The organism is Cellvibrio polysaccharolyticus (assembly GCF_015182315.1).
GTDB lineage: Bacteria > Pseudomonadota > Gammaproteobacteria > Pseudomonadales > Cellvibrionaceae > Cellvibrio > Cellvibrio polysaccharolyticus.
Genome location: NZ_PRDL01000001.1, coordinates 119,491 through 143,452, shown reverse-complemented (window position 1 = coordinate 143,452; position 23,962 = coordinate 119,491). Strand labels below are relative to the sequence as shown.

Annotated in this window: 22 protein-coding genes; 4 read left to right on the top strand and 18 right to left on the bottom strand. The window is 52.2% G+C overall.

Annotated features, from left to right (window positions below):
* Nucleotides 1–74: 74 nt before the first annotated feature.
* The 17 genes from atpA to rpmH form a co-directional block, all read right to left on the bottom strand.
* Nucleotides 75–1,619 (bottom strand): F0F1 ATP synthase subunit alpha, encoded by a 1,545-nt coding sequence (gene atpA, locus C4F51_RS00610; RefSeq protein WP_193906211.1) that lies wholly within the window; start codon nt 1,617–1,619, stop codon nt 75–77.
* A gap of 17 nt (nt 1,620–1,636) precedes the next feature.
* Nucleotides 1,637–2,173, bottom strand: coding sequence for a F0F1 ATP synthase subunit delta (locus tag C4F51_RS00605; RefSeq protein WP_193906209.1), 537 nt, complete (start codon nt 2,171–2,173; stop codon nt 1,637–1,639).
* A 12-nt stretch (nt 2,174–2,185) separates the two neighbouring features.
* On the bottom strand, nt 2,186–2,656 hold the full coding sequence (locus tag C4F51_RS00600) for a F0F1 ATP synthase subunit B (RefSeq protein WP_193906207.1): 471 nt from the start codon (nt 2,654–2,656) through the stop codon (nt 2,186–2,188).
* 48 nt (nt 2,657–2,704) lie between these two features.
* Nucleotides 2,705–2,941 (bottom strand): F0F1 ATP synthase subunit C, encoded by a 237-nt coding sequence (gene atpE / locus C4F51_RS00595; protein WP_193906205.1) that lies wholly within the window; start codon nt 2,939–2,941, stop codon nt 2,705–2,707.
* A 53-nt stretch (nt 2,942–2,994) separates the two neighbouring features.
* The gene (gene atpB, locus C4F51_RS00590) at nt 2,995–3,930 is read right to left on the bottom strand and encodes a F0F1 ATP synthase subunit A (RefSeq protein ID WP_193906203.1); all 936 of its coding nucleotides are present in this window, start codon (nt 3,928–3,930) and stop codon (nt 2,995–2,997) included.
* 35 nt (nt 3,931–3,965) lie between these two features.
* Complete coding sequence (locus C4F51_RS00585; protein ID WP_202987571.1) at nt 3,966–4,313, bottom strand: ATP synthase subunit I; 348 nt, start codon at nt 4,311–4,313, stop codon at nt 3,966–3,968.
* A gap of 242 nt (nt 4,314–4,555) precedes the next feature.
* Nucleotides 4,556–5,470 (bottom strand): ParB/RepB/Spo0J family partition protein, encoded by a 915-nt coding sequence (locus tag C4F51_RS00580; protein WP_193906201.1) that lies wholly within the window; start codon nt 5,468–5,470, stop codon nt 4,556–4,558.
* 52 nt (nt 5,471–5,522) lie between these two features.
* Nucleotides 5,523–6,326 carry a ParA family protein gene (locus tag C4F51_RS00575; RefSeq protein ID WP_193906199.1) on the bottom strand — a complete coding sequence of 268 codons (804 nt, stop codon included), beginning with the start codon at nt 6,324–6,326 and terminating at the stop codon, nt 5,523–5,525.
* Nucleotides 6,327–6,427: 101 nt separating this feature from the next.
* Nucleotides 6,428–7,096 (bottom strand): 16S rRNA (guanine(527)-N(7))-methyltransferase RsmG, encoded by a 669-nt coding sequence (rsmG, locus tag C4F51_RS00570; RefSeq protein WP_193906197.1) that lies wholly within the window; start codon nt 7,094–7,096, stop codon nt 6,428–6,430.
* 100 nt (nt 7,097–7,196) lie between these two features.
* Entirely contained in the window at nt 7,197–9,113 is a 1,917-nt protein-coding gene (gene mnmG, locus C4F51_RS00565) for a tRNA uridine-5-carboxymethylaminomethyl(34) synthesis enzyme MnmG (protein ID WP_193906195.1), read from the bottom strand.
* Between the two features lie 935 nt (nt 9,114–10,048).
* The gene (locus C4F51_RS00560; RefSeq protein ID WP_328701278.1) at nt 10,049–10,741 is read right to left on the bottom strand and encodes a MarC family NAAT transporter; all 693 of its coding nucleotides are present in this window, start codon (nt 10,739–10,741) and stop codon (nt 10,049–10,051) included.
* A 105-nt stretch (nt 10,742–10,846) separates the two neighbouring features.
* Nucleotides 10,847–12,397: a phospholipase D family protein gene (locus tag C4F51_RS00555; RefSeq protein WP_193906193.1), complete on the bottom strand. Its 1,551-nt coding sequence runs from the start codon at nt 12,395–12,397 to the stop codon at nt 10,847–10,849.
* Between the two features lie 127 nt (nt 12,398–12,524).
* The gene (gene mnmE / locus C4F51_RS00550; RefSeq protein ID WP_193906191.1) at nt 12,525–13,889 is read right to left on the bottom strand and encodes a tRNA uridine-5-carboxymethylaminomethyl(34) synthesis GTPase MnmE; all 1,365 of its coding nucleotides are present in this window, start codon (nt 13,887–13,889) and stop codon (nt 12,525–12,527) included.
* Nucleotides 13,890–13,898: 9 nt separating this feature from the next.
* Complete coding sequence (gene yidC / locus C4F51_RS00545; protein ID WP_193906189.1) at nt 13,899–15,557, bottom strand: membrane protein insertase YidC; 1,659 nt, start codon at nt 15,555–15,557, stop codon at nt 13,899–13,901.
* A 1-nt stretch (nt 15,558) separates the two neighbouring features.
* Complete coding sequence (gene yidD, locus C4F51_RS00540) at nt 15,559–15,807, bottom strand: membrane protein insertion efficiency factor YidD (RefSeq protein WP_235992245.1); 249 nt, start codon at nt 15,805–15,807, stop codon at nt 15,559–15,561.
* A gap of 7 nt (nt 15,808–15,814) precedes the next feature.
* Nucleotides 15,815–16,210 carry a ribonuclease P protein component gene (gene rnpA, locus C4F51_RS00535; RefSeq protein ID WP_193906186.1) on the bottom strand — a complete coding sequence of 132 codons (396 nt, stop codon included), beginning with the start codon at nt 16,208–16,210 and terminating at the stop codon, nt 15,815–15,817.
* Between the two features lie 46 nt (nt 16,211–16,256).
* A complete protein-coding gene (gene rpmH, locus C4F51_RS00530) occupies nt 16,257–16,391 on the bottom strand; it encodes a 50S ribosomal protein L34 (protein ID WP_193906185.1) in 135 nt (44 codons plus the stop codon).
* Nucleotides 16,392–16,774: 383 nt separating this feature from the next.
* On the opposite strand from rpmH, the gene dnaA reads away from it, so the two are divergent.
* The 4 genes from dnaA (at nt 16,775) to gyrB (ending at nt 23,077) form a co-directional block, all read left to right on the top strand.
* Nucleotides 16,775–18,286 carry a chromosomal replication initiator protein DnaA gene (dnaA, locus tag C4F51_RS00525; protein ID WP_407926928.1) on the top strand — a complete coding sequence of 504 codons (1,512 nt, stop codon included), beginning with the start codon at nt 16,775–16,777 and terminating at the stop codon, nt 18,284–18,286.
* An 84-nt stretch (nt 18,287–18,370) separates the two neighbouring features.
* Nucleotides 18,371–19,474, top strand: coding sequence for a DNA polymerase III subunit beta (dnaN, locus tag C4F51_RS00520; RefSeq protein WP_193906183.1), 1,104 nt, complete (start codon nt 18,371–18,373; stop codon nt 19,472–19,474).
* A 45-nt stretch (nt 19,475–19,519) separates the two neighbouring features.
* Nucleotides 19,520–20,653, top strand: coding sequence for a DNA replication/repair protein RecF (gene recF, locus C4F51_RS00515; protein WP_193906182.1), 1,134 nt, complete (start codon nt 19,520–19,522; stop codon nt 20,651–20,653).
* 3 nt (nt 20,654–20,656) lie between these two features.
* Nucleotides 20,657–23,077 (top strand): DNA topoisomerase (ATP-hydrolyzing) subunit B, encoded by a 2,421-nt coding sequence (gyrB, locus tag C4F51_RS00510; protein ID WP_193906181.1) that lies wholly within the window; start codon nt 20,657–20,659, stop codon nt 23,075–23,077.
* A gap of 157 nt (nt 23,078–23,234) precedes the next feature.
* Here gyrB and C4F51_RS00505 read toward each other — a convergent pair whose 3' ends face one another.
* Complete coding sequence (locus C4F51_RS00505) at nt 23,235–23,702, bottom strand: Lrp/AsnC family transcriptional regulator (protein ID WP_193906180.1); 468 nt, start codon at nt 23,700–23,702, stop codon at nt 23,235–23,237.
* Between the last annotated feature and the right edge of the window lie 260 nt (nt 23,703–23,962).

The following is a 23,962-nucleotide window of genomic DNA, read 5'->3' as shown; positions in this document are numbered from 1 at the left end:
TCAAAGGCCCTCAAGATGTGCTTTGGGACATTTTCAAACGCCGGTAACCCGAAAGTTACCGGCGCTGACATGTCTTACCAGGTTTGGGTTGCCTTGAACTTGGTCAGCAGTTCCTTGAACTTGCCTTCCAGATCACTGTTCCAGTCACCGCTGGCGTTGATGGTTTTCAACACATCAGCGTATTCACTGGCAGCGAAAGAGAGCAGGGCAGCTTCAAAGTCCAGGATCTTGTTCACTTCAACATCTTTCAGGAAACCTTCGTTGGCAGCGAACAGAACCAGTGCCATTTGCGCGATGCTGAACGGAGCAAATTGTTTTTGCTTCATCAGTTCAGTTACACGCTGACCGTGGTCCAGCTGTGCCTTGGTCGCTTCGTCCAGGTCAGAAGCAAACTGCGAGAACGCTGCCAGTTCGCGGTACTGAGCCAGAGCGGTACGAATACCACCGGACAGTTTCTTGATAACCTTGGTCTGCGCTGCACCACCTACCCGCGATACCGAAATACCGGCGTTCATGGCCGGACGGATGCCGGAGTTGAACATGGAGGCTTCAAGGAAGATCTGACCATCGGTAATAGAAATTACGTTGGTCGGAACGAATGCAGACACGTCACCCGCCTGGGTTTCAATGACTGGCAGCGCGGTCAGAGAACCGGTTTTGCCTTTCACTTCACCCTTGGTGAATTTTTCAACATACTCTTCGCTCACGCGAGAAGCACGCTCCAGCAGACGGGAGTGGAGATAAAACACATCGCCCGGGTATGCTTCACGTCCTGGTGGACGACGCAGCAACAGGGAGATTTGACGGTAAGCCCAGGCTTGCTTGGTCAGATCGTCATAAATGATCAGTGCGTCCTGACCGCGATCGCGGTAGTACTCACCAATGGTACAACCGGCGAACGGGGCCAGGAACTGCATGGAGGCCGGGTCGGAAGCGGTTGCTGCCACTACAACGGTGTGATCCATGGCACCGTGCTCTTCCAGTTTGCGCACAACGGCAGCAATAGAAGATGCTTTCTGGCCAATCGCCACATAGATACATTTAATACCGGAATCTTTCTGGTTGATGATGGCATCAACCGCAATAGCGGTTTTACCGATCTGACGGTCACCAATGATCAGCTCACGCTGACCACGACCAATCGGCACCATGGCATCAATGGCTTTCAGACCGATTTGCACCGGCTGATCAACCGACTTACGCCAGATTACGCCCGGTGCTACTTTTTCGATAGCATCGGTCAGTTTGGCGTTGATCGGGCCTTTACCGTCGATCGGGTTACCCAAAGCGTCGATAACACGACCTTCGAGTTCCGGACCTACCGGTACTTCCAGAATACGACCGGTACACTTACACGGTTGTCCTTCAGCAATGCCACGGGCATCACCCAGTACTACAGCACCTACGGAGTCACGCTCCAGGTTCAGTGCCATACCAAAACGACCGCCTTCAAACTCGATCATTTCACCGTACATTACGTCGAGCAGACCGTGAATACGTACAATACCGTCAGAAACGGACACTACAGTGCCCACATTACGGGCTTCCGAAGACACATCGAGCTGGTCGATGCGCTGCTTGATAATTTCGCTAATCTCGGATGGATTCAGCTGCTGCATGCTCTTTGTCCTCAATCCTACGAATTGATTGCTTTGGCGAGTTTCTCTAACCGACCGCGCACCGAGCCGTCGATGACCAAATCACCCGCTTTGATAATTACGCCTGCCAGCAAGCGCTGGTCGACAACTGTCTGGATGTTGACCTTGCGATCCAGTCGCTTGCCGAGTGCTGCGGCCAGGTTGTCACGACTTGCGTCGTCCAGCTCCACAGCAGTGGTCAGTTCAACATCAACGGCTTGTTCCTGCGCAGTCTTGAGAGCATCAAATAATTGATAGATCTCGGGCAGCAGTACCAGACGCTTGTTCTGCGCCAGTAGTACGATGAAATTACGCACCGGAGAAGACAACTCTTCACCACATGCATCCACCAGTACCTGTGCCTGTTGCTGAGCAGACAGCGACGGCGTAGCGATCATTTTTTGCATCACGCCATAACGGCTGGCGGCAGCCACTGTTGCCAGTTGCTTGTCCCAGCCGGCCAGATCCTTCGCTTCAAGAGCATATTGAAATGCTGCTTTGGCGTAAGGACGGGCCAGGGTAGTCAGTTCAGCCACAATTCACCTCGCTTAAAGGCTGGCAGCCAGTTTGTCGATCATGGCTCTGTGAGTATCTTCGTTTACCGAAGCTTCAAGAACCTTCTCGGCACCGGCAATTGCCAGTACAGCGACTTGTGAACGCAGGGCTTCTTTCGCGCGGTTGATCTCAAGTTCAACATCTGCCTGGGCAGCGGTTTTGATGCGATCAGCTTCAACGCGAGCAATTTCTCTGGCTTCTTCAACAATTTGCGCAGAGCGCTTGTTGGCAGATTCCAGAATAGCTGCAGCTTCCTGTTTGGCTTTGTGCAGGGTTTGTGTAGCTTTTTCCTGCGCCAGTTCGAGATCCTTGCCAGCACGGTCCGCGGCTGCGAGACCATCAGCAATGATTTTTTGACGCTCGTCCATTGCTTTGGTAATGAATGGCCACACAAACTTCATGCAGAACCAGACAAATACAAAGAACGTAATCGATTGTCCAATAAGTGTTAAATTCAGGTTCACGCCGATACCTCTGTGTTAGGAAGTTCTGTGCGTACGAACTGTGTCTTATCAAGCCAAACCAGGAACAAGAACAAACAGAACGTACATGCCGATACCTACGCCAATCATTGGCACAGCATCAAGCAAACCGGCGATCAGGAACATTTTGCCCTGCAGCATCGGAGCCAGTTCCGGCTGACGCGCAGAACCTTCGAGCAATTTACCGCCCAGAATACCGAAACCAATAGCAGTTCCCAGAGCACCAAAACCAATCAACAGTGCAACAGCGATCAGAGCCAAACCCATGATGTATCTCCTCAAAAGTTAAAAAAAACAAAGGTTAAAGGTAAAACAAAAAACTAGTGATTAAACTGATCTTCCTCTTCTACATGGTGAGCCATCGACATATACACGATGGTCAGAACCATGAAGACAAATGCCTGCAGAGTAATAATCAGAATATGGAAGATTGCCCAGCCGAGTTGCAGTAAACCTGCGAACAAGCCGAGGAATAAACCGGCACCAAACATGGTGGCGATCAGGATAAATATCATTTCACCGGCATACATGTTGCCGAACAGTCGCAGGCCCAGAGAAACCGGCTTGGCCAATAGACCAACCAGCTCCAGTACCAGGTTGACCGGAATCAGGAAGATATCAACGTACCACTTGCCGCTGTGGAAAGGGTGCATGGTCAGTTCTTTGACAAAGCCCATGAAGCCTTTGTTGGTGATGCTGAAGAAAATCATCAGGGCAAATACCGAGAAGCTCAGACCCAGGGTAACGTTGGGATCAGTGGTCGGTACGATTTTGAAGTAGAAGTGCGGATCGCCAACAATAACATTTGCCACCAGCATTGGAATCCAGTCCACCGGCACCAGATCCATCAGGTTCATCAGGAATACCCAGACGAAAATGGTCAATGCCATCGGAGCGATCAGTTTGTTTTTGTGCTGGAAGCTGTCTTTCACCACTTTGTCGATAAAATCGACGACCATTTCAACAAAATTCAGCAGACCGGAAGGAACACCGGCGTGTGCTTTTTTCGCTGCCATGCGGAAAAACAATAGAAAAATAAAACCCAGACCAATGGACCAGGCCATAGAGTCAAGATGGATGGCATTAAAGCCCATTGCGCTCATTTCTTCCGAGCAGTGAGCCACAACCCAATTGGTGGATTCCTGAACACGAGTACCATCGCAATAAGTACCGGCCGGCAATTTGCCATAGGTCCAGTTGGTCAAGTGGTGCTGAATATACTCGGTAGTAGTGGGGGAATACCCGTCTGCTGCCATCGCTTTCTCTCAACTGTACAAAAATTGAATGAAGGTTACTTACCAGAACCTGGCTTGATGGTCATGGCGGAAACCAGCCACGACGCTATTTGAGCGGCGACGAACGCGAGAAAAAAAACAGCCGTGCTAATCTTGTCCGCATGGTGAAACACCACGGCAAACAGGATTGCAGTGAGAAAGAATTTTACCGTTTCGGCTCGATAAAACATTTTTACCGAAGCTATGACCACGCGCGCGCCCCGGTATCGAAACGCATACCAGGTAAAGCAAACTGCGGGTAACAGACAGACCGAAAAACCCCATAAAAGTGACAGACCCCATCGGGGATCTATCGGCATTACCGCCACTGACATCACTATCAACACCATCCAGAGAATCAGCAATCGCTGCAAAACCGGTGGCTTGTGAACAGTACTTTGGCGGAGTCGACCTGGTTCAGGCGTTCTATTTCTCAATTTTCGACGTTTTTGCCGCTAAAAAAACCAAATGCCCAACAATGGTGCATAAAACATGCCTCATTGACTGAGCCGCAGCATTATAGGGGGATTAAATTTCAGCAGCAAGTTTAAATCTGCAACACTTGCCGCTGATTTGAAAGGATTTTGCACAAAAGTCTGGCAGGGCCTTACTTGATGTGCGCAAGAATTCCGTCGAGTTCATCGAGAGAATTGTAGTTGATCACCAGTTTGCCCTTGCCTTTGGCGCTGTGCTGGATTTCTACACCGGCGCCGAGACGGTCGGAAAGACTTTCTTCGAGACGGCGGATATCGGCAGAAGGTGCCATGGGGATTTTTTGTTTAATTTTTTCGCTGTTTTCCTGGAATTGACGCACCAGCGTCTCGGTTTGGCGAACCGATAAACCTTTCGCCACCACCTGACGGGCGATATCACGCTGATCCGCTTCTGCCAGGGTCAGCAGTGCACGGGCATGTCCCATTTCCAGGTCGCCATGCTCCAGCAAGGTTTTTACTTCTTCGGTGAGACTCATCAACCGCAGCAGGTTGGTTACGGTGGTACGCGATTTACCAACCGCCTGTGCCACTTCCTGGTGCGTCAGCTCAAACTCGTCCTGCAAGCGCTTCAGCGCGACCGCTTCTTCGATCGGGTTAAGATCTTCCCGCTGGATATTTTCAATCAGCGCCATGGCGATGGCGGCTTCGTCGGTAACAACACGCACAATCGCCGGAATAGTTTCCATCCCGGCCAGCTGGGTGGCACGCCAGCGGCGTTCACCGGCGATGATTTCGTATTTATCCTCGCCAATTTTGCGCACTACGATCGGCTGCATCACGCCCTGGGCTTTGATGGACTCGGCGAGTTCTTCCAGCTGCTCCGGGTGCATGTCGCGGCGCGGCTGGTATTTACCGCGCTGACAGAATTCCACCGGGATGCGGGCAAAGCGGCCATCAGCCGGTTCGCTGTCAGGCGAGGCGACCACAGGAGCGGACTGCGGAGCAGTGGCCGAAGTTGCGCCAATGCCGATACCGGCACTCAGCAGCGCATCCAGTCCCTTACCCAAGCCTTTGCGTTTTGTCGACATAACTATTTGCCTGTTTTTTTCGGTGGCGTTCAATCACGGTGCGCGGTTGCGCTTATTTTTCCTGGGAGACGATGTCCGGCAATTTGGCATTCGGTTCGTTGCGACGCAAAATTTCCCCGGCCAGTGCCAGATAGGCAATGGCGCCCTTCGACTGACGATCAAACGCCAGTACCGGTTGGCCAAAACTGGGCGCTTCGGCCAGGCGCACATTGCGCGGGATGCAAGTGCGGTAGACGCGGTCACCGAAGTGTTGCGTTAACTGCGCGGATACATCGTTGGTCAGGCTGTTACGCGGGTCCCACATGGTACGCAACAACCCCTCGATTTTCAGCGCCGGGTTAAGCACCTGCTGAATCTGGTTGATGGTGTTGGCCAGCGCGGACAAACCTTCCAGCGCATAGTACTCGCACTGCATGGTGATGATGACACTGTCGCAGGCTGCCAGGGCGTTGATGGTCAGCATATTCAGCGACGGCGGACAGTCGATGAGGATGTAATCAAAGCGGTCGCGCACCGATTGCAACGCCTGTTGCAACAGGCGTTCGCGGTTATCCAGCGACAACATTTCCACTTCGGCAGCGGTCAGATCGCCGTTACCGGGCAGCACATGGTATTTGCCGCTCTCGGAAAAAAGCAGGCATTCGTCGATGGTAGCGCGGCGGGTGAGCACGTGATAAATGCTTTTTTCCAGCGCATTTTTGTCGATGCCACTGCCCATGGTGGCGTTGCCTTGCGGATCGAGGTCGACCAGTAACACCCGCTTGCCGGTGGCAACCAGCGAGGCAGACAGGTTGACGCAGGTGGTCGTTTTACCCACTCCACCTTTCTGATTGGCTATAGCGTAAATCCTGGTCACAAGTTTTTCCTTAGGATCCTGGCGGTCGAAAACCGGCTATTGTGTGGCAGTTGCGAGCTGTCGGCAACCGGCAAACCGCGCATCTGCAATGAATATCAAGTTCAGGCCGCCGGGTTACGCGGTCGCAACACCAGTAAATGCCGCTCGCCTTCGGAATCCGGCACGCTAAGCGGATGGGTTTCCTCGAGGTTGACCAGCGCTTGCACCGGCTGCAATTCGTCTTCCGGAAAAATGCCCTTCATGGCCAAAAACAAACCTTCGTCCACCAGCAAATGGCGGCAGCCGCCGATCATGTCTTGCAGACTGGCGAAGGCGCGGCTGATCACCGCATCAAATAACACCGCGGGCTGATACTGCTCAACCCGGCGGTTTTCTACCGTCACATTGGCGAGCCCGAGTTGAGTTTTAACGTGGAACAGAAAACGGGTTTTCTTGCCGGCGCTGTCAAGCAGGGTGAATTGCCGTTCCGGAAACACAATCGCCAGGGGAATACCGGGCAAACCGCCACCGGTGCCGACGTCGATGACATTTTTTGCCGTCTGGCCAGACGCCGATTGAAACCAGGGCACCACGCTCAGGCTGTCCAGCAGATGGCGGCTGATCATCTGCTGCGGATCGCGAATCGCCGACAGGTTGTAGGCTTTGTTCCACTTGTTGAACTCTGCCAGATAGCGGATCAGCAATTGCTGCTGATGTTCTGTCAGGTTGATCTGTAAAGCTGCCAGACCGCGTTGCAGGGTTTGCAACCACTGTTGTTCCGAATTACTCAAACCGGGAATCCTTCTACCCCTCGCACGGGGGTTAAAAAACGGAAATAAAAACGGCCAAAATGACAGGGCATTTTGGCCGGATTACTTATCAGTCACGCCATCAACCGGTCAGTTGTTGCTCGTCATCGACGGGCGCTTTGACCTTTTTCAACAAGCCGTGCTTTTTCAAATACAGCATCAACTGGGAAATCGCCGCCGGAGTAACGCCGGAGATACGCGACGCATGCGCCAGGGTTGCCGGACGCGCTGCGGTCAATTTGCCTTTCACTTCGTTGGACAAACCTTCCACTTTGGTGAAGTCAAAATCCGCCGGAATCGGCGTGTTTTCGTACTGACGCAAGCGATCAATTTCTTCCTGCTGGCGATCAATGTACCCGGAATACTTGGCTTCAATTTCAATTTGCTCGGCAACCGTGGCGTTTTCCACCGGCTCGCCTTTGAGGCTGGCGACGTCGGCGTAACCCAATTCCGGACGCTTCAGCAGATCGTACAAATTGTACTCACGCAGCAAACGGGTTTGCACTTTGGCTTCAATGGCCGCCGCTTCCGGTGAACCGGCCTGAATCCAGGTGGCGCGCAAACGCTGCTGTTCCAGTTCGATCTGCTCACGCTTGTCGCAAAACGACCGCCACTGTTCGTCACCAACCAGCCCCAGCTCGCGGCCTTTTTCGGTCAAACGCAAATCGGCATTGTCTTCGCGCAGCAACAACCGGTATTCGGCGCGACTGGTAAACATCCGATAGGGTTCGCGGGTTCCCAGCGTAATCAGGTCGTCGACCAACACCCCCAAATAAGCTTCATCACGACGCGGCGCCCATGGCTCTTTGTCTTGCGCCAGCAATGAAGCGTTCAAACCGGCCAACAAACCTTGCGCACCGGCTTCTTCGTAACCGGTGGTGCCGTTGATTTGACCGGCAAAGAACAAACCGCCAATCACTTTGGTTTCGAGACTGTGTTTCAAATCCTGCGGGTTGAAATAATCGTACTCGATGGCGTAGCCCGGACGAACGATGTGGGCATTTTCAAAGCCTTTGATCGAACGCACCAGGTTCATCTGCACATCAAACGGCAAACTGGTGGAAATGCCGTTTGGATACAGCTCATGGGTGGTCAAGCCTTCCGGCTCGATAAACACCTGGTGTGAATCCTTGTCGGCAAAGCGATGAATTTTGTCTTCGATCGACGGGCAATAGCGCGGGCCGATGCCCTCGATCACCCCGGAATACATCGGCGAGCGATCCAGCCCACCGCGAATAATGTCGTGAGTTTTGGCGTTGGTATGGGTAATCCAGCAGCACATTTGCTCCGGCTGCATGGCACTGTTGCCACGTACCGACATCACCGGGCGCGGTTCGTCGCCCCATTGTTTTTCAAGGCCTTCAAAATTTACGGTACGGGCGTCAATACGCGGCGGCGTACCGGTTTTCAGGCGATCCACGCGCAGCGGCAACTCGCGCAAACGTCTAGATAGCGCGATAGACGGCGGATCACCGGCGCGACCACCGGAATGGTTCTGCAAACCTATGTGAATCAAGCCACCGAGGAAAGTACCGGCGGTAAGCACTACCGAGCGGGCATAAAATTTCAAGCCCATTTGCGTGATAACGCCACGCACCTGATCGTTTTCCACAATCAGATCATCAGCCGCTTGCTGAAACAGCCACAAATTCGGCTGATTTTCCAGCATATCGCGAATTGCCGCCTTGTACAGGATGCGGTCAGCCTGAGCACGGGTAGCACGCACCGCAGGCCCTTTACGGGCATTCAACACACGAAACTGAATACCGCCTTTGTCGGTTGCCAGTGCCATGGCACCACCCAGTGCATCAATTTCCTTCACCAGATGGCTTTTGCCAATCCCGCCAATGGCCGGATTACAGGACATTTGCCCCAGGGTTTCGATGTTATGGCTCAGCAACAGGGTTTTGCTGCCCATTCTGGCAGCCGCCAGACACGCTTCGGTACCGGCATGTCCGCCGCCGATCACGATGACATCGAAGTGTTCAGGAAAAATCATGGCAGTGATGCCTCACAGTTAAACCAACAGAGCGCGCATTTTAGGGTAAAGGCAGAACACCTTCACCAGGGGGGCGCCATTATAGAGATGCTTTTTAAAATTGTACAAAACTTGCGCAAACTATTTTTGCCCGGCTTTAACGTTTTTTTCTGCGTTACAACATAAATACTTATCTAATGAAAAATAAATAAAGTTATTTAATGAAAGAGTTTTTTAAAGATGTTGTTATATATATGGGTGATAAAAAATGTGGATAAGCCTATTTATACTATATAAATCAATTGGTTAAAAAGTTAATAACCGCATTGGAAAGCGCTTGGAAAGCTGCCGGAAAGGGGCAAATAAGCGGTGGTTAACTTGATGACTTATACATGAAAAACTGAAAAGCCGGGTTATCCACAATTCGATGTTCAGCTTCCTGGTAGCGCCATCCTCATGGTTATCCACATTTTGGATATTGATTAACCAAAAAAATAATAAAAACAACTGTTTGCTGCATAAACCTGTGAACAAATGTGGATAAGTGTCGTAAGTGAGCTTTATCGGGCGGTGGGTAAGTTGAATAGAGTTATCCACAGACTGGTGATAAGTCCTTGAAAAACCTGGATTGAGGAAATAACCGCGGGTTGTGAATAAAAATAGAAATTTCTTTTTATTCGCTAAAAAAAGCACTTATCGAGTGTGCATGAGTAAAAAATTTATTTCAAAAGTGAATAAATCCTGCCAAATCGCAGTAATCGATCAGTGAAGATAGGAGAAATCCGGTTGTGAAAGGGGTTTTAAAAGGGTTCGTTAACGCACGGAGTTAATGAGGTATCTGGTCTGTATCGCTATCAGACCGTCTGCCGCAGGGATGCGGCAGTCGAGCCTGCAGGGATGCATTCACGGCGAGTCTGATAGCGATACAGACCAGATGCCGTAGAGAAAAATCGGTTTTATTGAGGTGGTATATGTAAGGAGGTAGTAATTTCAACGATGCCATTAATCACGAACTGAACGCCCATACAAATCAGCATAAAACCCATAATCCGCGAAATCGCTTCAATACCACCTGGTCCCGCCAGGGTAACCAGCTGTTTGGATGAACGTAAACAGATCCAGAAAATCCCGCCCAGGGTAAAGAAAATCAACAAGGGTGACAGCAACACCACCCACACCGGATAAACCTCCGGGCTGGCTTTCAAGGTGGAGGTAGCGCTGATAATCATCGCGATGGTACCCGGGCCGGCAGTACCAGGCAGGGCAAGAGGCACAAAGGCAATATTGGGGGTTTCACGGCGGCGAATAGCATCGGCGGTTTGATCGGCTTCAGGAATGCTGTCCAGGGTGTTATTGGGAAATAGCATGCTGAAACCGATGTAGGACACAATCAGCCCACCGGCAATACGTAACCCGGGAATGGAGATCCCGAAGGCATCCATCACCAGATTCCCACCGTAATAGGCCACCAGCATAATACCGATCACATACCCGGTAGCCTGATTGATCTGACGATTGCGTTCTTCTTCAGTAAACGATTTACCCAATGCCATCAACAAAGACATTGACGTGAGCGGGTTGGCCAGCGGTAGCATTAACAGCAAACCGACACCCACCAGACCCATCAATTGTGCAATTTCATGTAACACGTAGCAGGGTTCCTTTCAGCGGTTCAGGGCAATAAGGGTAAACGCTCAAGGTTGCGCTTTCAAACCAGGCGTCTTTCAAGCTGACAACCAACCTTGTGGTCTGGTTCAGAGTAGCCACTCAATGGGTAGCCATGACATGATTTTTACCCCGGCACGTTTCAGCCAGCCCACATTGGGCTCGGTGTGATAGATCACCGGTTCGGTGTCGGTGTGTTGCAACCAGTAAACCCCGCCGCGATCATCCAGCTTTACCTGATAAGCGGCAATCGGGACTTCTTTGCTAAACACCCGATCGGTCGCTTCGGCCAGGCTTTTACTTTCAATCACGAAGCCCAGTTCGGTATTGAGGTTGGCCGAGCGAGGGTCAAAGTTGAAGGAGCCGATAAACACCCGTTCTCCGTCAATTGCAAAGGTTTTGGCGTGCAAACTTGAGCCTGAGCTGCCAAAGATACCGGCGCTGCCGCCATCGGGTCGCACGGCGTTACTCTGCATTTCATAGAGCAAAACGCCAGCTTTTAACAGGGCTTTACGGCGTTTGGCATAACCGGAATGCACCGCTGCCACGTCGGTGGCTTCCAAAGCATTGGTGAGGATGCGCACTTCAATGCCCTCCTGCGCCAGCGCGCTGAATACTTCCACACCGGCTTTGGTGGGCACGAAATAGGGCGACACCAGATCCAGGCTGCGCTCCGGTTTGCCAAGCAATTTGGCCAGGCTGTAAATCATCAGATCACTGACATCGGCTTTGCCCAGGCCTTTTGCCGGGTCGTCGCTCACCAGGCGGGTTTTTACCCATTCCATTTGCATATCACCGGACAATAGCCGTTCGCGAAACCCGGAGCCCATCAGTTCTGCGGCGTAGCGGGCGGCTTCTTCGCTGCCGAGGATAGCGCTGGCTTCGTTGGCGAGGGTTTCACGTGAGGTGTTGCGCTGGAACAGCTGATCAACCGGGTAGGCTGACTGGCTTGCCCAGTAGCGGTCAAAATCTTCGCTGATGGCAACTGCCGCCGGGCCAGCGGCAATCACATCAAGGTCAGCAAACAAAAGGCCGTCAGTGGCAGCAAAGTATTCATCACCGACGTTACGCCCACCGGTGATGGTGATGGATTGGTCGGCAGTATAGGATTTGTTGTGCATACGCCGGTTGGCGCGCGAGAAGTCGGTAATAAAGCCCAGCATGCGTGCCTTGCGCAAGGCAAAGGGATTGAACAGCCTGACTTCCAGGTTCGGGTGGCTGTTGAGTAGCGCCAGCCAGTCGTCCATACCGGAGATGCCGTTGTCATCCAGCAGCAAACGCACCCGCACCCCGCGTTCAGCGGCCTGGTAGAGTTCATGCAGCAGCACCGTGCCGGTGGTGTCCTTGCGCCAGATGTAATACTGCACATCGAGGGTTTTTTCTGCCATACGGGCGAGAAACACCCGCGCTGAAAAGGCATCCAGCGCATCGGCCAGCGGTTGAATACCGGACATCCCCGGGTGCTTGGCAGTGCGCTCTGCAACCGCCTTACCCAGCGTCGTGTCGAGAATTTCATCGGCGGGTAGCATGGTATGGCTGGTTCTTTCCCGCGGCGGCTGCATTGAGCAGGCCGCCAGCAGAACCAGACAGGCAAGCAGTAACAGGCGGGCAGGGGAGAAAAGCTGGAGCATGTTCTTCATGCAAATTTCCGTTTATGACAGCCAACGCCCGACATCAGCTGTCAGGCAATCCGGATGAGATTGAATTCGTTGGTTATCAGTATCGGTGTGTTCGCGAGCTTATGCCGGATTTAGGGCAAGTTTTTGATCATTTACCGATACAAAAACTGGAAAAGATCCGACCCAGCAGGTCGTCGGGGGTAAATTGTCCGGTAATTTCGCCCAGCGCGTGTTGGGCCTGGCGTAAATCTTCGGCGAGCAGTTCGCCAGCGGCGTAGCCTTGTAATTGCAGTTTGCCTTGCAGCAAATAATCCTGAGCGCGTTCCAGAGCATCCAGATGGCGGCGGCGAGCCGTAAAGCCACCTTCACCGGTTTGCTGAAAACCCATGTGTTCTTTCAAGTGCTGTTTCAGTGCGTCAATACCGGCACCGGTGGCGGCACTGATGCCAATACAAGGGTTGGCACCTTGCACCCGCAAACCGGCAGCTTCTTCACTAAGGTCAATTTTGTTGCGCACCAGCGTTAATTTGCCGGTATCCGCTAACTGATCAACAAACGCCGGCCAAATAGTGGCTGCGTCGGTGTCAGCTGTCGTGCGGCTATCTACCAGCAGCAAAATACGATCTGCCTGTTGAATTTCATCCCAGGCGCGCTGAATACCGATTTGCTCTACTTCGTCCGGGCTTTCGCGCAGGCCGGCGGTGTCAATAATGTGCAGCGGCATACCATCTATATGGATATGTTCGCGCAACACATCGCGGGTGGTGCCTTCAATGCTGGTAACAATAGCGCTGTCGCGGCCACTGAGGGCATTGAGCAGGCTGGATTTTCCGGCATTGGGGCGGCCGGCAATCACTACGCGCATGCCATCGCGCACCAGCACACCCTGTTTGGCTTCCTGGAAAACCGCGTTGAGTGCCTGTTCTATCGTTTGCATCTGGCTGGCGACGTGGCCATCACTGAGGAAGTCGATTTCTTCTTCCGGAAAATCAATCGCCGCTTCGACATAAATGCGCAGCTGGATCAGCGCTTCTACCAGTTCGTTAATGCGCTGCGAAAAAGCACCCTGCAAGGATTGCAGTGCATTGCGGGCGGCCTGTTCGCTGGAGGCTTCAATCAGGTCGGCAATGGCTTCTGCCTGGGCCAGATCGAGTTTGTCATTGAGAAAGGCCCGCTCGGAAAACTCGCCAGGTCGGGCCAAGCGCACACCTAACCGGGTAATTTCCCGCAATAGCATGTCGAGAATAACCGGGCCGCCATGGCCTTGAAACTCCAGCACATCTTCGCCGGTAAAAGAATTCGGGCCAGGAAAGAACAGCGCAATGCCTTCGTCGATGAGTTGACCATCGGCGGTAAGAAAAGGCAGGTAATGAGCGTGACGGGGTTGTAATGGCTGGTTTAGCAGGGTTGCAGTAACCTTGTTAACCAAAGGGCCGGAAACGCGGACAATGCCGACACCACCCCGTCCGGGGGCGGTGGCGATGGCGGCAATAGTGTCGGAATGAAAAGTCACAGCGGATTATCAGGCGGTGGTGTCAGCTTTTTCAATCTGACGGGTAATGTACCACTGCTGCAGAATACCCAGCGTGTTGTTGGTTACCCAATACAATACCAGACCGGCCGGGAACCACAGGAACAGGAAGGTAAATACCACCGGCATCAACTGCATAATACGGGCTTGCATTGGGTCCGGCGGTGTCGGGTTGAGCTTCATTTGCAGCCACATGGTGAGACCCATGATCAACGGCAGTACAAAGTAGGGATCTTTTACCGACAGGTCAGTTATCCACAGGAAGAACGGCGAGTGACGCAGCTCTACCGATTCCATCAGTGTCCAGTACAGCGCCAGGAACACCGGCATTTGCACCAGAATCGGCAAGCAGCCACCGAGCGGATTTACCTTCTCGGTTTTGTACAGCTTCATCATTTCCTGAGACATTTTCTGACGGTCATCGCCATAACGCTCTTTCAGGTCAGCCAGTTTTGGTGCCAGTTTGCGCATTCTCGCCATGGAGCGGTAGCTGGTCGCACTGAGGTGGAAGAACACCGCTTTTACTACCAGCGTCAAACCGATAATGGCCAGACCCCAGTTATTCACAAAGGAGTGGATAAACTTCAGCAACCAGAACAATGGCTTGGCAATCCACCACAACCAGCCGTAATCTACGGTCAGATCCAGATAGCGGGAAATTTCAGCCAGTCGCTCGGTGTCTTTCGGGCCGGCATAGAAAGAGGTACTCAGTGAGCCGGTGCTACCAGCCGCTACTTCAACGCGCGGACCGGTAAAGCCCAACAGGTAGATATCCTGATTGCCGATACGGCGCAGGTGGTAGTTGTTTTCCTGATTGGCATCGGGAACCCAGGCGCTGACGAAGTAGTGCTGCACCATGGCAACCCAGCCACCCTGTTTTACCGTACGGAATTCACTTTCATTCAAATCCTTGAAAGTGAGCTTCTTGTAGTTTTCGTCGTTGGTGGTGATGGCAGCACCCAGGAACGGGTTCATCTCCAGTGCACTCACCTTATGGAAGCTTTGACTGTCACGTTTGATCTGACCGTAGAGATTGCCGCTCCAGACGCTGTCACTGCGGTTATCAATCAGGTAATCGACGTTAACCAGGTATTCGTTGCGAGTGAATACAAAACGTTTGGTGATGGTGGTCTGGCCTTGCTGGAAAACCAGATCAACATTCAGCTGGTTTTCGCCATCTGCCAGACGGTATTCAGTTTGCGCGCTGGTAAACAGCGGGCGGCCAGCGGCGCTATCGGTACCGTTGGCACCAATCAGACCACTTTGCGCAACATAGGTGTGATGATCGCGGTTATCCAGCAGTACAAAAGGTACGTCCGGAGTATTCAGCGCATCGTAATGACGGGGCAAAGCCACATGCACGATATCGCCGCCTTGCGGATCAATCTCAATCACCAGGCTATCGGTGACCACTTTGATCACGTTGGTGCTGGTGCTATTGGCGACCGGTACCGCTTGTGTGGTGCCTGGCAGGCTGGGAATATCTCCCGCGGTGGCGGCGTCGGAAGACGCATTGAAATCGGTTTGCTGGGCACTGCTGACCGGAGCGTTGGCGGCCGGTAGAGATTCCTGAAAGTCATTCCAGCGGATAACCAGCATGAAAAGGACGGCTATGATTGCCGCAATTAACAGGTTTTTTTGCCAATCCATCTTATTTACTACCATCAATTGGGTGTGATTTGGTGGTTTTTTCCGGTACAGGATCCAGACCGCCTTGGTGCCAGGGATGACATTTCAACAGGCGACGCACCGTGAGATAACTCCCTTTGGTGATCCCGTGAAGGTTGATTGCTTCTTCCGCATAGTGCGAACACGTGGGATAAAAGCGGCATTGATTGCCTATCCATGGGCTGAGCAGATAGCGATAAACATGAATCAGTTTTATAGCCAGCCAGCGCATAGCAGAACTATCCCGGGGTGTTGTCAGCTGCGGGTGACGACAGGCTCTGCGCATATTTGCGTGTAACCCGCTGCCACTGCGGCTCCAATTGTGCTCGCAACTGTCGGTTATCCAGCGAATCCATGCCCTTGCGGGCCAGTACAATAACATCTAAACCACGTAAAGATTGCTGCCGATGGCGAAAACTTTCGCGAATCAGGCGCTTCATGCGGTTTCGTTGTACGGCGTGGCGGACATGTTTTTTGGCGATGACCAATCCCAGACGTGCACAAGGCAAACCGTTGGGGCGGGCAAGCATCAACAGATGCTGATGAGAAGCACGGAAAGGAGGGTTAGCAAAAACCAGCTGAAAGTCGCCAGAGTGCAGCAAACGAAGCGATTTTGGAAACGCGTGTTTGGTCACTCTGACGACCTGTCATTGATTGGGGCAGTCTGCAATTAACAGGAGATTAAGCAGTTAATTGCTTGCGGCCTTTGGCACGACGGCGAGCCAAAACCAGGCGACCGTTTTTGGTAGCCATACGAGCGCGAAAACCGTGATTGCGAGCGCGCTTGAGAGTGCTGGGCTGAAATGTTCTTTTCATGAAACTAACCTGCTAGTTATGCGGTAAATAATAATCACACGGTGTGTGAAAAGCCGCGGAATTCTATAGAATCTACCCGTTTAAAGCAAATGAATTTGTCGATTATTCGATCTAAATACCGCTTTTTTGCCCGGCCGGGGATTATACCTGCTTGTACTCAGGATAATCATGGGTTAATCACAGTTTATCCACAGGTTGGTTATTTGTAGCCCCGGCAGCGGGTCAGGCGCAGGCCTCCAAGTGCTTGTTTTAAAGGGGTTTAAGCGATGCCTTTTGAAATAAGCAAATCTTCCAATCCGTGGATTATTTTTACCAGGTTGTGGATAACCTGACCGCATGACGGTAAACTTGCCCATTTATTAGCGAAAAGAACGATTGGGGGAATAGCCGGTTTGTTGCAATCAGTCTGGAATCTTTGTGCGGCCAGTTTGCAGGAAGAATTACCACCACAACAATTCAATACCTGGATTCGGCCATTGCAAATTGATGAGACCGCCGGGCCGGATGAACTGCGCCTGTTGGCGCCTAATCGCTTTATTTGTAATTGGGTTTCGGAAAAATTTATCACCCGCATTCGCGAGCTGGTTTCCCACTACCATCAGGAGAGCATCCTGAATGTTGTCATCGGTATAGGCCAGACGGCGAGGCCGGCTTTCTCCTCCTCAGCCGCTCCTGTGAGTACCCCGGTTGCGGCACCTGCGGCGCCGGAACGCATAGAGTTGCTACCGAATACCAGCCGTGACCAGTCGCTCATTACCCCACCGGTCGCCACCTATAACGTCAATCCGTCGCTGCGTCAGCAGGAACTGGATATTGATCCGCCGAAAAATGCCCGTGCTTTGCAAGACACCGATATTGAAGGTGGCCTTAAACACAGCAATTACTTGAATGCCGCTTCTACCTTCGCCACCTTTGTAGAAGGTAAATCCAACCAGCTCGGCCTGGCAGCGGCCAGACAGGTAGCGGAAAATCCTGGTGGCGCTTACAACCCGCTGTTTATTTATGGCGGTGTAGGTCTCGGCAAGACTCACTTGATGCAAGCTGTCGGCAACGCCATGGTGGCGCGCAACCCCAACGCCAAAGTGGTGTACCTGCATTCCGAGCGCTTTGTGGCGGATATGGTGAAAGCCTTGCAGCTGAATGCTATCAATGACTTCAAGCGCTACTATCGTTCCATGGATGCCTTGTTGATCGATGATATCCAGTTTTTTGCCGGCAAAGAGCGCTCCCAGGAAGAGTTTTTCCACACCTTTAACTCGCTGTTGGAAGGGGGTCGTCAGATCATCCTGACCTGTGACCGTTTCCCGAAGGAAATCAACGGCCTGGAAGAGCGGTTGAAGTCGCGCTTCGGCTGGGGGCTTACCGTAGCGGTAGAGCCACCGGAACTGGAAACCCGGGTAGCGATTTTGATGAAGAAGGCCGAGCAGGTGGGGATCGATCTGCCGCACGACGCCGCTTTCTTTATTGCGCAACGCATTCGTGCCAACGTCCGTGATCTGGAAGGTGCTTTGAAGCGGGTCATCGCCAGCGCCAATTTCACCGGTCGGGCAATTGATGTTGAACTGGTGCGTGAAGCCCTGAAAGATTTGCTTGCTCTGCAAGACAAGCAGGTGGGTATTGATAATATCCAGCGCGTGGTGGGCGAATATTACAAGATCAAAGTTAACGAATTGCTCTCCAAGCGCCGCAGCCGCTCTGTAGCGCGTCCGCGCCAGGTTGCCATGGCATTGGCCAAGGAATTGACCAATCATTCGCTGCCGGAGATCGGAGAGGCCTTTGGCGGCCGCGACCACACCACGGTGTTGCACGCCTGTCGCAAGATTAAGGAATTGCAGGAAGAAAACGCGGATATCCGCGAAGATATGAAGAATTTGTTGCGTTCATTAACTACCTGATGACGCACTGTGTGTTGCCGGTTGTTGCCAGGCAGCGGATGTCGAAACTGAATACTTTTACCCAGGACCTGGAGAGAGCAGCACATGAAATTTATCGTTTCCCGTGAGGCATTACTGAAACCCCTTCAATTGGTTGCCGGTGTTGTTGAGCGTCGTCAGACGTTACCGGTGTTGTCCAACGTGTTGCTGGTATTGAAAGGAGACCAATTGTCTCTGACCGGTACCGATCTGGAAGTGGAAATTATTGGCCGGGTGCCGGTAGAGCAGGGCGGTGTTGCCGGTGATATTACCGTACCGGCGCGCAAACTGGTCGATATCTGCAAGTCCTTGCCGGATGGCTCGATGATTGAGTTTATCCAGGAAGAGCAGCGCATTCTGGTGAGAAGCGGCCGCAGCCGTTTTACCCTGTCTACCCTGCCTGCTTCCGATTTCCCCAACGTGGAAGATGCTCCGGGTAACTTGCAGTTTAACTGCGCCCGTCAGGAGATCAAACGTCTTATTGAACGCACCGCCTTTGCGATGGCGCAGCAGGATGTTCGCTATTACCTCAACGGCATGTTGTGGGAGGTTCGTCAGGACCAGCTGCGTGTGGTTGCTACCGACGGTCATCGTATGGCGATGTGTACCCGTGCCGTTGCGGTAAACACCACTGATACCATTCAGGCCATTCTGCCGCGTAAAGGGGTACTGGAATTGTCGCGCCTGCTGGATGACTCCACCGACCAGGTAGAAGTTACCCTCAGTGCCAACCACATTCGCGTCACCTCGGTGGATTACACCTTTACCTCCAAGCTGGTGGACGGAAAATTCCCCGAATACGAGCGGGTATTGCCGCGTGGTGGTAACAAGGTAATCCTCGGCTCACGTCTGGAACTTAAGCAGGCGTTTGCCCGTACCGCTATTCTCTCCAATGAAAAATACCGCGGCGTTCGTTTGTTGCTGAGCACCGGTGTGCTGACTATTGTTGCCAACAACCCGGAGCAGGAAGAAGCGCAGGAAGAGGTTACCGTGGATTACACCGGTGATTCTCTGGAAGTCGGCTTCAACGTCAGTTACCTGCTTGATGTAGCCAACGTTATCAGTGCCGACAACATCAAAATTACCCTGTCTGATGCGAACAGCAGTGCCTTGCTGGAAGAGCCTGAAAACAGTGATTCCCTGTATGTTGTTATGCCGATGCGTCTGTAACAGGCGCATTGATAGTTTACCTTTCGCTTTGGAGAGACTCTTGCCATGACGTTGAAGCGTCTCTCCATCCAGCACCTCCGCAATCTCTCCTCTGTTGATATTCTCCCGGTTTCACGGGTCAATCTTTTCTACGGCCATAATGGCTCTGGCAAAACCAGCGTACTGGAAGCTATTTCAGTATTGGGTTTGGGGCGCTCTTTTCGCAGTCATAAACACAAATCGCTGATTAACCATAACCAGCCAGCCTTTACTGTTTTCGGTAAAATTGAGGACACAGACGGGGAAATCGCGCTGGGGGTAAACCGGCAAAGCAGCGGCGAAGCGGTCTTTAAAGCGGGCGGTAGTACAGTCGCTTCGGCAGCCACCCTGGCGCACTATCTTCCGCTGCAAATTATCAATGCCGATACCTTCCAGTTGCTGGAAGGTTCTCCCGGAGATCGTCGGCAGTTTATAGATTGGTTAGTGTTCCACGTGGAACCTGGATTCTTCCCCGCGTGGAAAGACGCACAGCGCTGCCTTAAACAACGCAATAGCTTGTTACGACATGATAGAATAGATCGTTTTGAAGTTGCCATTTGGGATCAGGAACTGATCCGGCTAACCAACGAAATAGATGGTTTTCGCCGAAATTGCCTGGCGACGTTCAATACCGCCTTTGCCCCCCTGTTGAAAGAGTTCCTTGCTATTGAAGGGTTGGAGCTTCATTACCAGCGTGGTTGGGACAAAACGTCTTCCTACGATGAGGTGTTGGAGCGAGGCTTTGAACAGGATCGTAAAACCGGTTTTACCCGCTATGGTGTTCATCGAGCCGATCTTGCCATGCAGTTGAACGGCCAAAAAGCGGCAGACATATTGTCCAGAGGGCAGCAAAAGCTGCTGGTTTGCGCACTCAAAATTGCCCAAGGCTATGTTTTTAATCAATTAACAGGTCGTCGCTGTATCTATTTGGTAGATGACCTGCCAGCGGAACTGGATCAACAGTACCGTCAGCTTTTGGCAAAATGGCTGGATAACATGGAAACTCAGGTGTTTGTTACCGGCGTAGAGTGCGAAACCCTGAGAGACACCTGGCAGCATTTACCCCAAGATGAAGTTAAAGTGTTTCACGTGGAACACGGTAAGGTTTCAGCCGCTACCGAATTACCGGTAGCAGCAACGAATATGAAAAGCGGAGAATAGCTTATGTCGGATAAGCCCAATTATGATTCGTCCAGTATTAAGGTACTGAAAGGGCTGGACGCCGTGCGCAAGCGCCCGGGCATGTACATTGGTGACACGGATGATGGTTCCGGCTTGCATCACATGGTGTTTGAAATCGTCGATAACTCCATCGACGAAGCGCTGGCAGGCTACTGTAGCGAAATCAAAGTGGTGATCCACCCCAATGAAACCGTATCGGTATCCGATAACGGCCGTGGTATTCCCACTGAAATGCACGAAGAAGGTGTATCTGCAGCCGAAGTTATCATGACCGTACTGCATGCCGGTGGTAAGTTTGACGATAATACCTATAAGGTATCCGGCGGTTTGCACGGCGTGGGCGTATCCGTAGTTAACGCTTTGTCTGAAGAGCTGACCTTGACTATCCGTCGCGGTGGTAAAGTTTTCGAGCAAATCTACCATCACGGTGTACCGCAAGCCCCTTTGGCTATCGTGGGTGACGCTACCACCACCGGTACCGAAGTTCACTTCAAGCCTTCTGCTGCTACCTTCAACAACATCGAATTCCAGTACGACTTGCTGGCCAAACGCCTGCGGGAGCTGTCTTTCCTCAACTCCGGTGTTCGCATCGTATTGAAAGACGAGCGCAGCGGTAAGGAAGATGTCTTCGAATACGAAGGTGGTTTGCGTGCTTTTGTTGAGTATCTCAACCAGAACAAAAGCGCCATGAACAAGGTAATTCACATCGTCTCCCTGCAACGCGAAGACGGTATCGGTGTGGAAGTTGCCCTGCAATGGAATGATTCCTTCCAGGAAAACCTCTACTGCTACACCAACAATATTCCCCAGCGCGACGGCGGTACTCACCTTGCCGGTTTCCGTGCCGCCTTGACCCGTAGCCTCAACAACTACATCGAAAAAGAAGGCCTGGGTAAAAATGCCAAAGTAGCCACCACCGGCGACGATGCCCGTGAAGGTCTTACTGCCATCATCTCGGTTAAAGTACCGGATCCGAAATTCTCCTCACAGACCAAAGACAAGCTGGTTTCCTCGGAGGTGAAAACTGCCGTAGAGCAGGAAATGAATCAGATTTTTGGTGATTACCTGTTGGAAAATCCGGGTGAAGCCCGTGCTATCGTCAACAAGATGATCGAAGCAGCGCGCGCCCGTGAAGCCGCCCGTAAGGCGCGCGACATGACCCGCCGCAAAGGCGCATTGGATATCGCCGGTCTGCCCGGCAAGCTTGCAGACTGCCAGGAAAAAGACCCGGCATTGTCCGAAGTTTACCTGGTGGAGGGTGACTCGGCGGGTGGTTCAGCCAAACAGGGCCGTGCCCGTAAAACCCAGGCGATTCTGCCGCTGAAGGGTAAAATTCTTAACGTTGAAAAAGCCCGCTTTGACAAAATGCTGTCCAGTGCCGAAGTCGGTACGCTGATCACCGCGCTCGGTTGTGGTATCGGTAAAGACGATTACAACCCGGAAAAACTGCGCTACCACAGCATCATCATCATGACGGATGCGGACGTGGACGGTTCCCACATTCGTACCTTGCTGCTGACCTTCTTCTTCCGTCAAATGCGCGAACTGATTGAGCGTGGCCACATTTATATCGCGCAGCCACCCTTGTACAAAATCAGCAAGGGCAAGCAGGAGCAATACCTGAAAGATGAATCGGCGATGACCGAATTCCTCACTCAGGCGGCTCTGGAAGGCGCAAGTTTCCATGTTAATGCCGAAGCGCCACCCTTGGCTGGCGAAGCGCTGGAAAGGCTGGTGGCGGAATACCGCAAGGTAATGGGTACTATTGATCGCCTGTCGCGCTTGTATCCGTCCATTATTCTGGAAAAGATGATCTACTCTGCGCCGGTAAGCATTGAACACCTGAGTGATCAGGGGCATATGCAACAGTGGGCCGATCAGGTAATGGCGCGTCTGGCACTGGATGACCGTGCCGGTAGCCAGAAATACCGCATCACCGTGCGGGAAGACCAGGAGCGCCACTTGTTCCTGCCACAGGTAGAAATCATTGCCCATGGTCTGTCCAATCACTACGCGTTCAACCATGATTTCTTCCAGTCAGGTGAATACGCTTCTATTGTATCGCTGGGCAAAAACCTCGAGTCATTGATAGAAGAGGGTGCTTACATTCAGCGTGGCGAGCGCAAGCAACCGGTGGCAAGTTTTGCCGAAGCGCTGGATTGGCTGATGAAAGAATCCCGCAAGGGCTACAACATCCAGCGTTACAAAGGCCTTGGTGAGATGAACCCGGAGCAGTTGTGGGAAACCACCATGAACCCGGAAACCCGCCGTATGTTGCGCGTCAATATTCAGGATGCCATCGCTGCGGATCAGATCTTTACCTGTCTGATGGGCGACCACGTAGAACCGCGCCGCGACTTTATCGAAACCAACGCACTGGCGGTGGCTAACCTCGATATCTAACGGCTAATCCTCTCCGGTGATTTATTCACCGGAGAGTTTTTTCTCCCCGCTATTATTCCTTGCTGATAAACCTTCGCTACTTATCCACAAACCTATTCCTGAACGCTCAGGAATTTCCCAAGCGTTTCTTCAAGCCCACTCGCTTCCTCTCACCACATCAGGTGACCGGTAACGCGGTAGTATTCACCGGCGATTTGAGCACAAACGACGAGTGAATACCGCTTACGCCTTCAATTCGCGTCAGCTTTTGCAGCAGAAACTGCTGGAAGGCATCCATATCTTTTACGATCACTTTCAGCAGATAGTCGGCGGATTGGCCGGTGATCAGGTGGCATTCCAGCACTTCCGGATAGCCGGAAATGATCTCTTCAAATTTGTCGAAACGGTCACCGGAGTGTTTGTCGAGGCTGATCTGGATAAACGACATCAGCGTAAGCCCCAGTTTGCGGGCATTTACCAGCGCCACGTAACCATCAATCAGCCCGCTTTCTTCCAGCTGCCGTACGCGGCGCAAGCAGGGCGACGGTGACAGGCTGATGGCTTCTGCCAGCTCCTGGTTGGTCATGCGCCCATGCTGTTGCAAGGTTTCCAAAATCAGGCGATCAAAGCGATCCAGAGAAGACATAAGGGTTCCTTAAAATAAACTGCCAATTAAATTATATAATAAGCAATTATATTGTTTATTAGTTTGATTTAAGACAATAAAAGGCATAATCGACCGCAAGACTACCGTTATACTGGTGCCATCGTTGACAGGGTATGGCCGCCACAAGCGGTTTGCCTGAGGTAATATGTCGCCACTACCCGCCGCGAACATGGAACACCGCCATCTACCCCGGTGATGTTTCCCCAGGCAACCTGTCAGACGTTTTCTTCGCCTTTTCT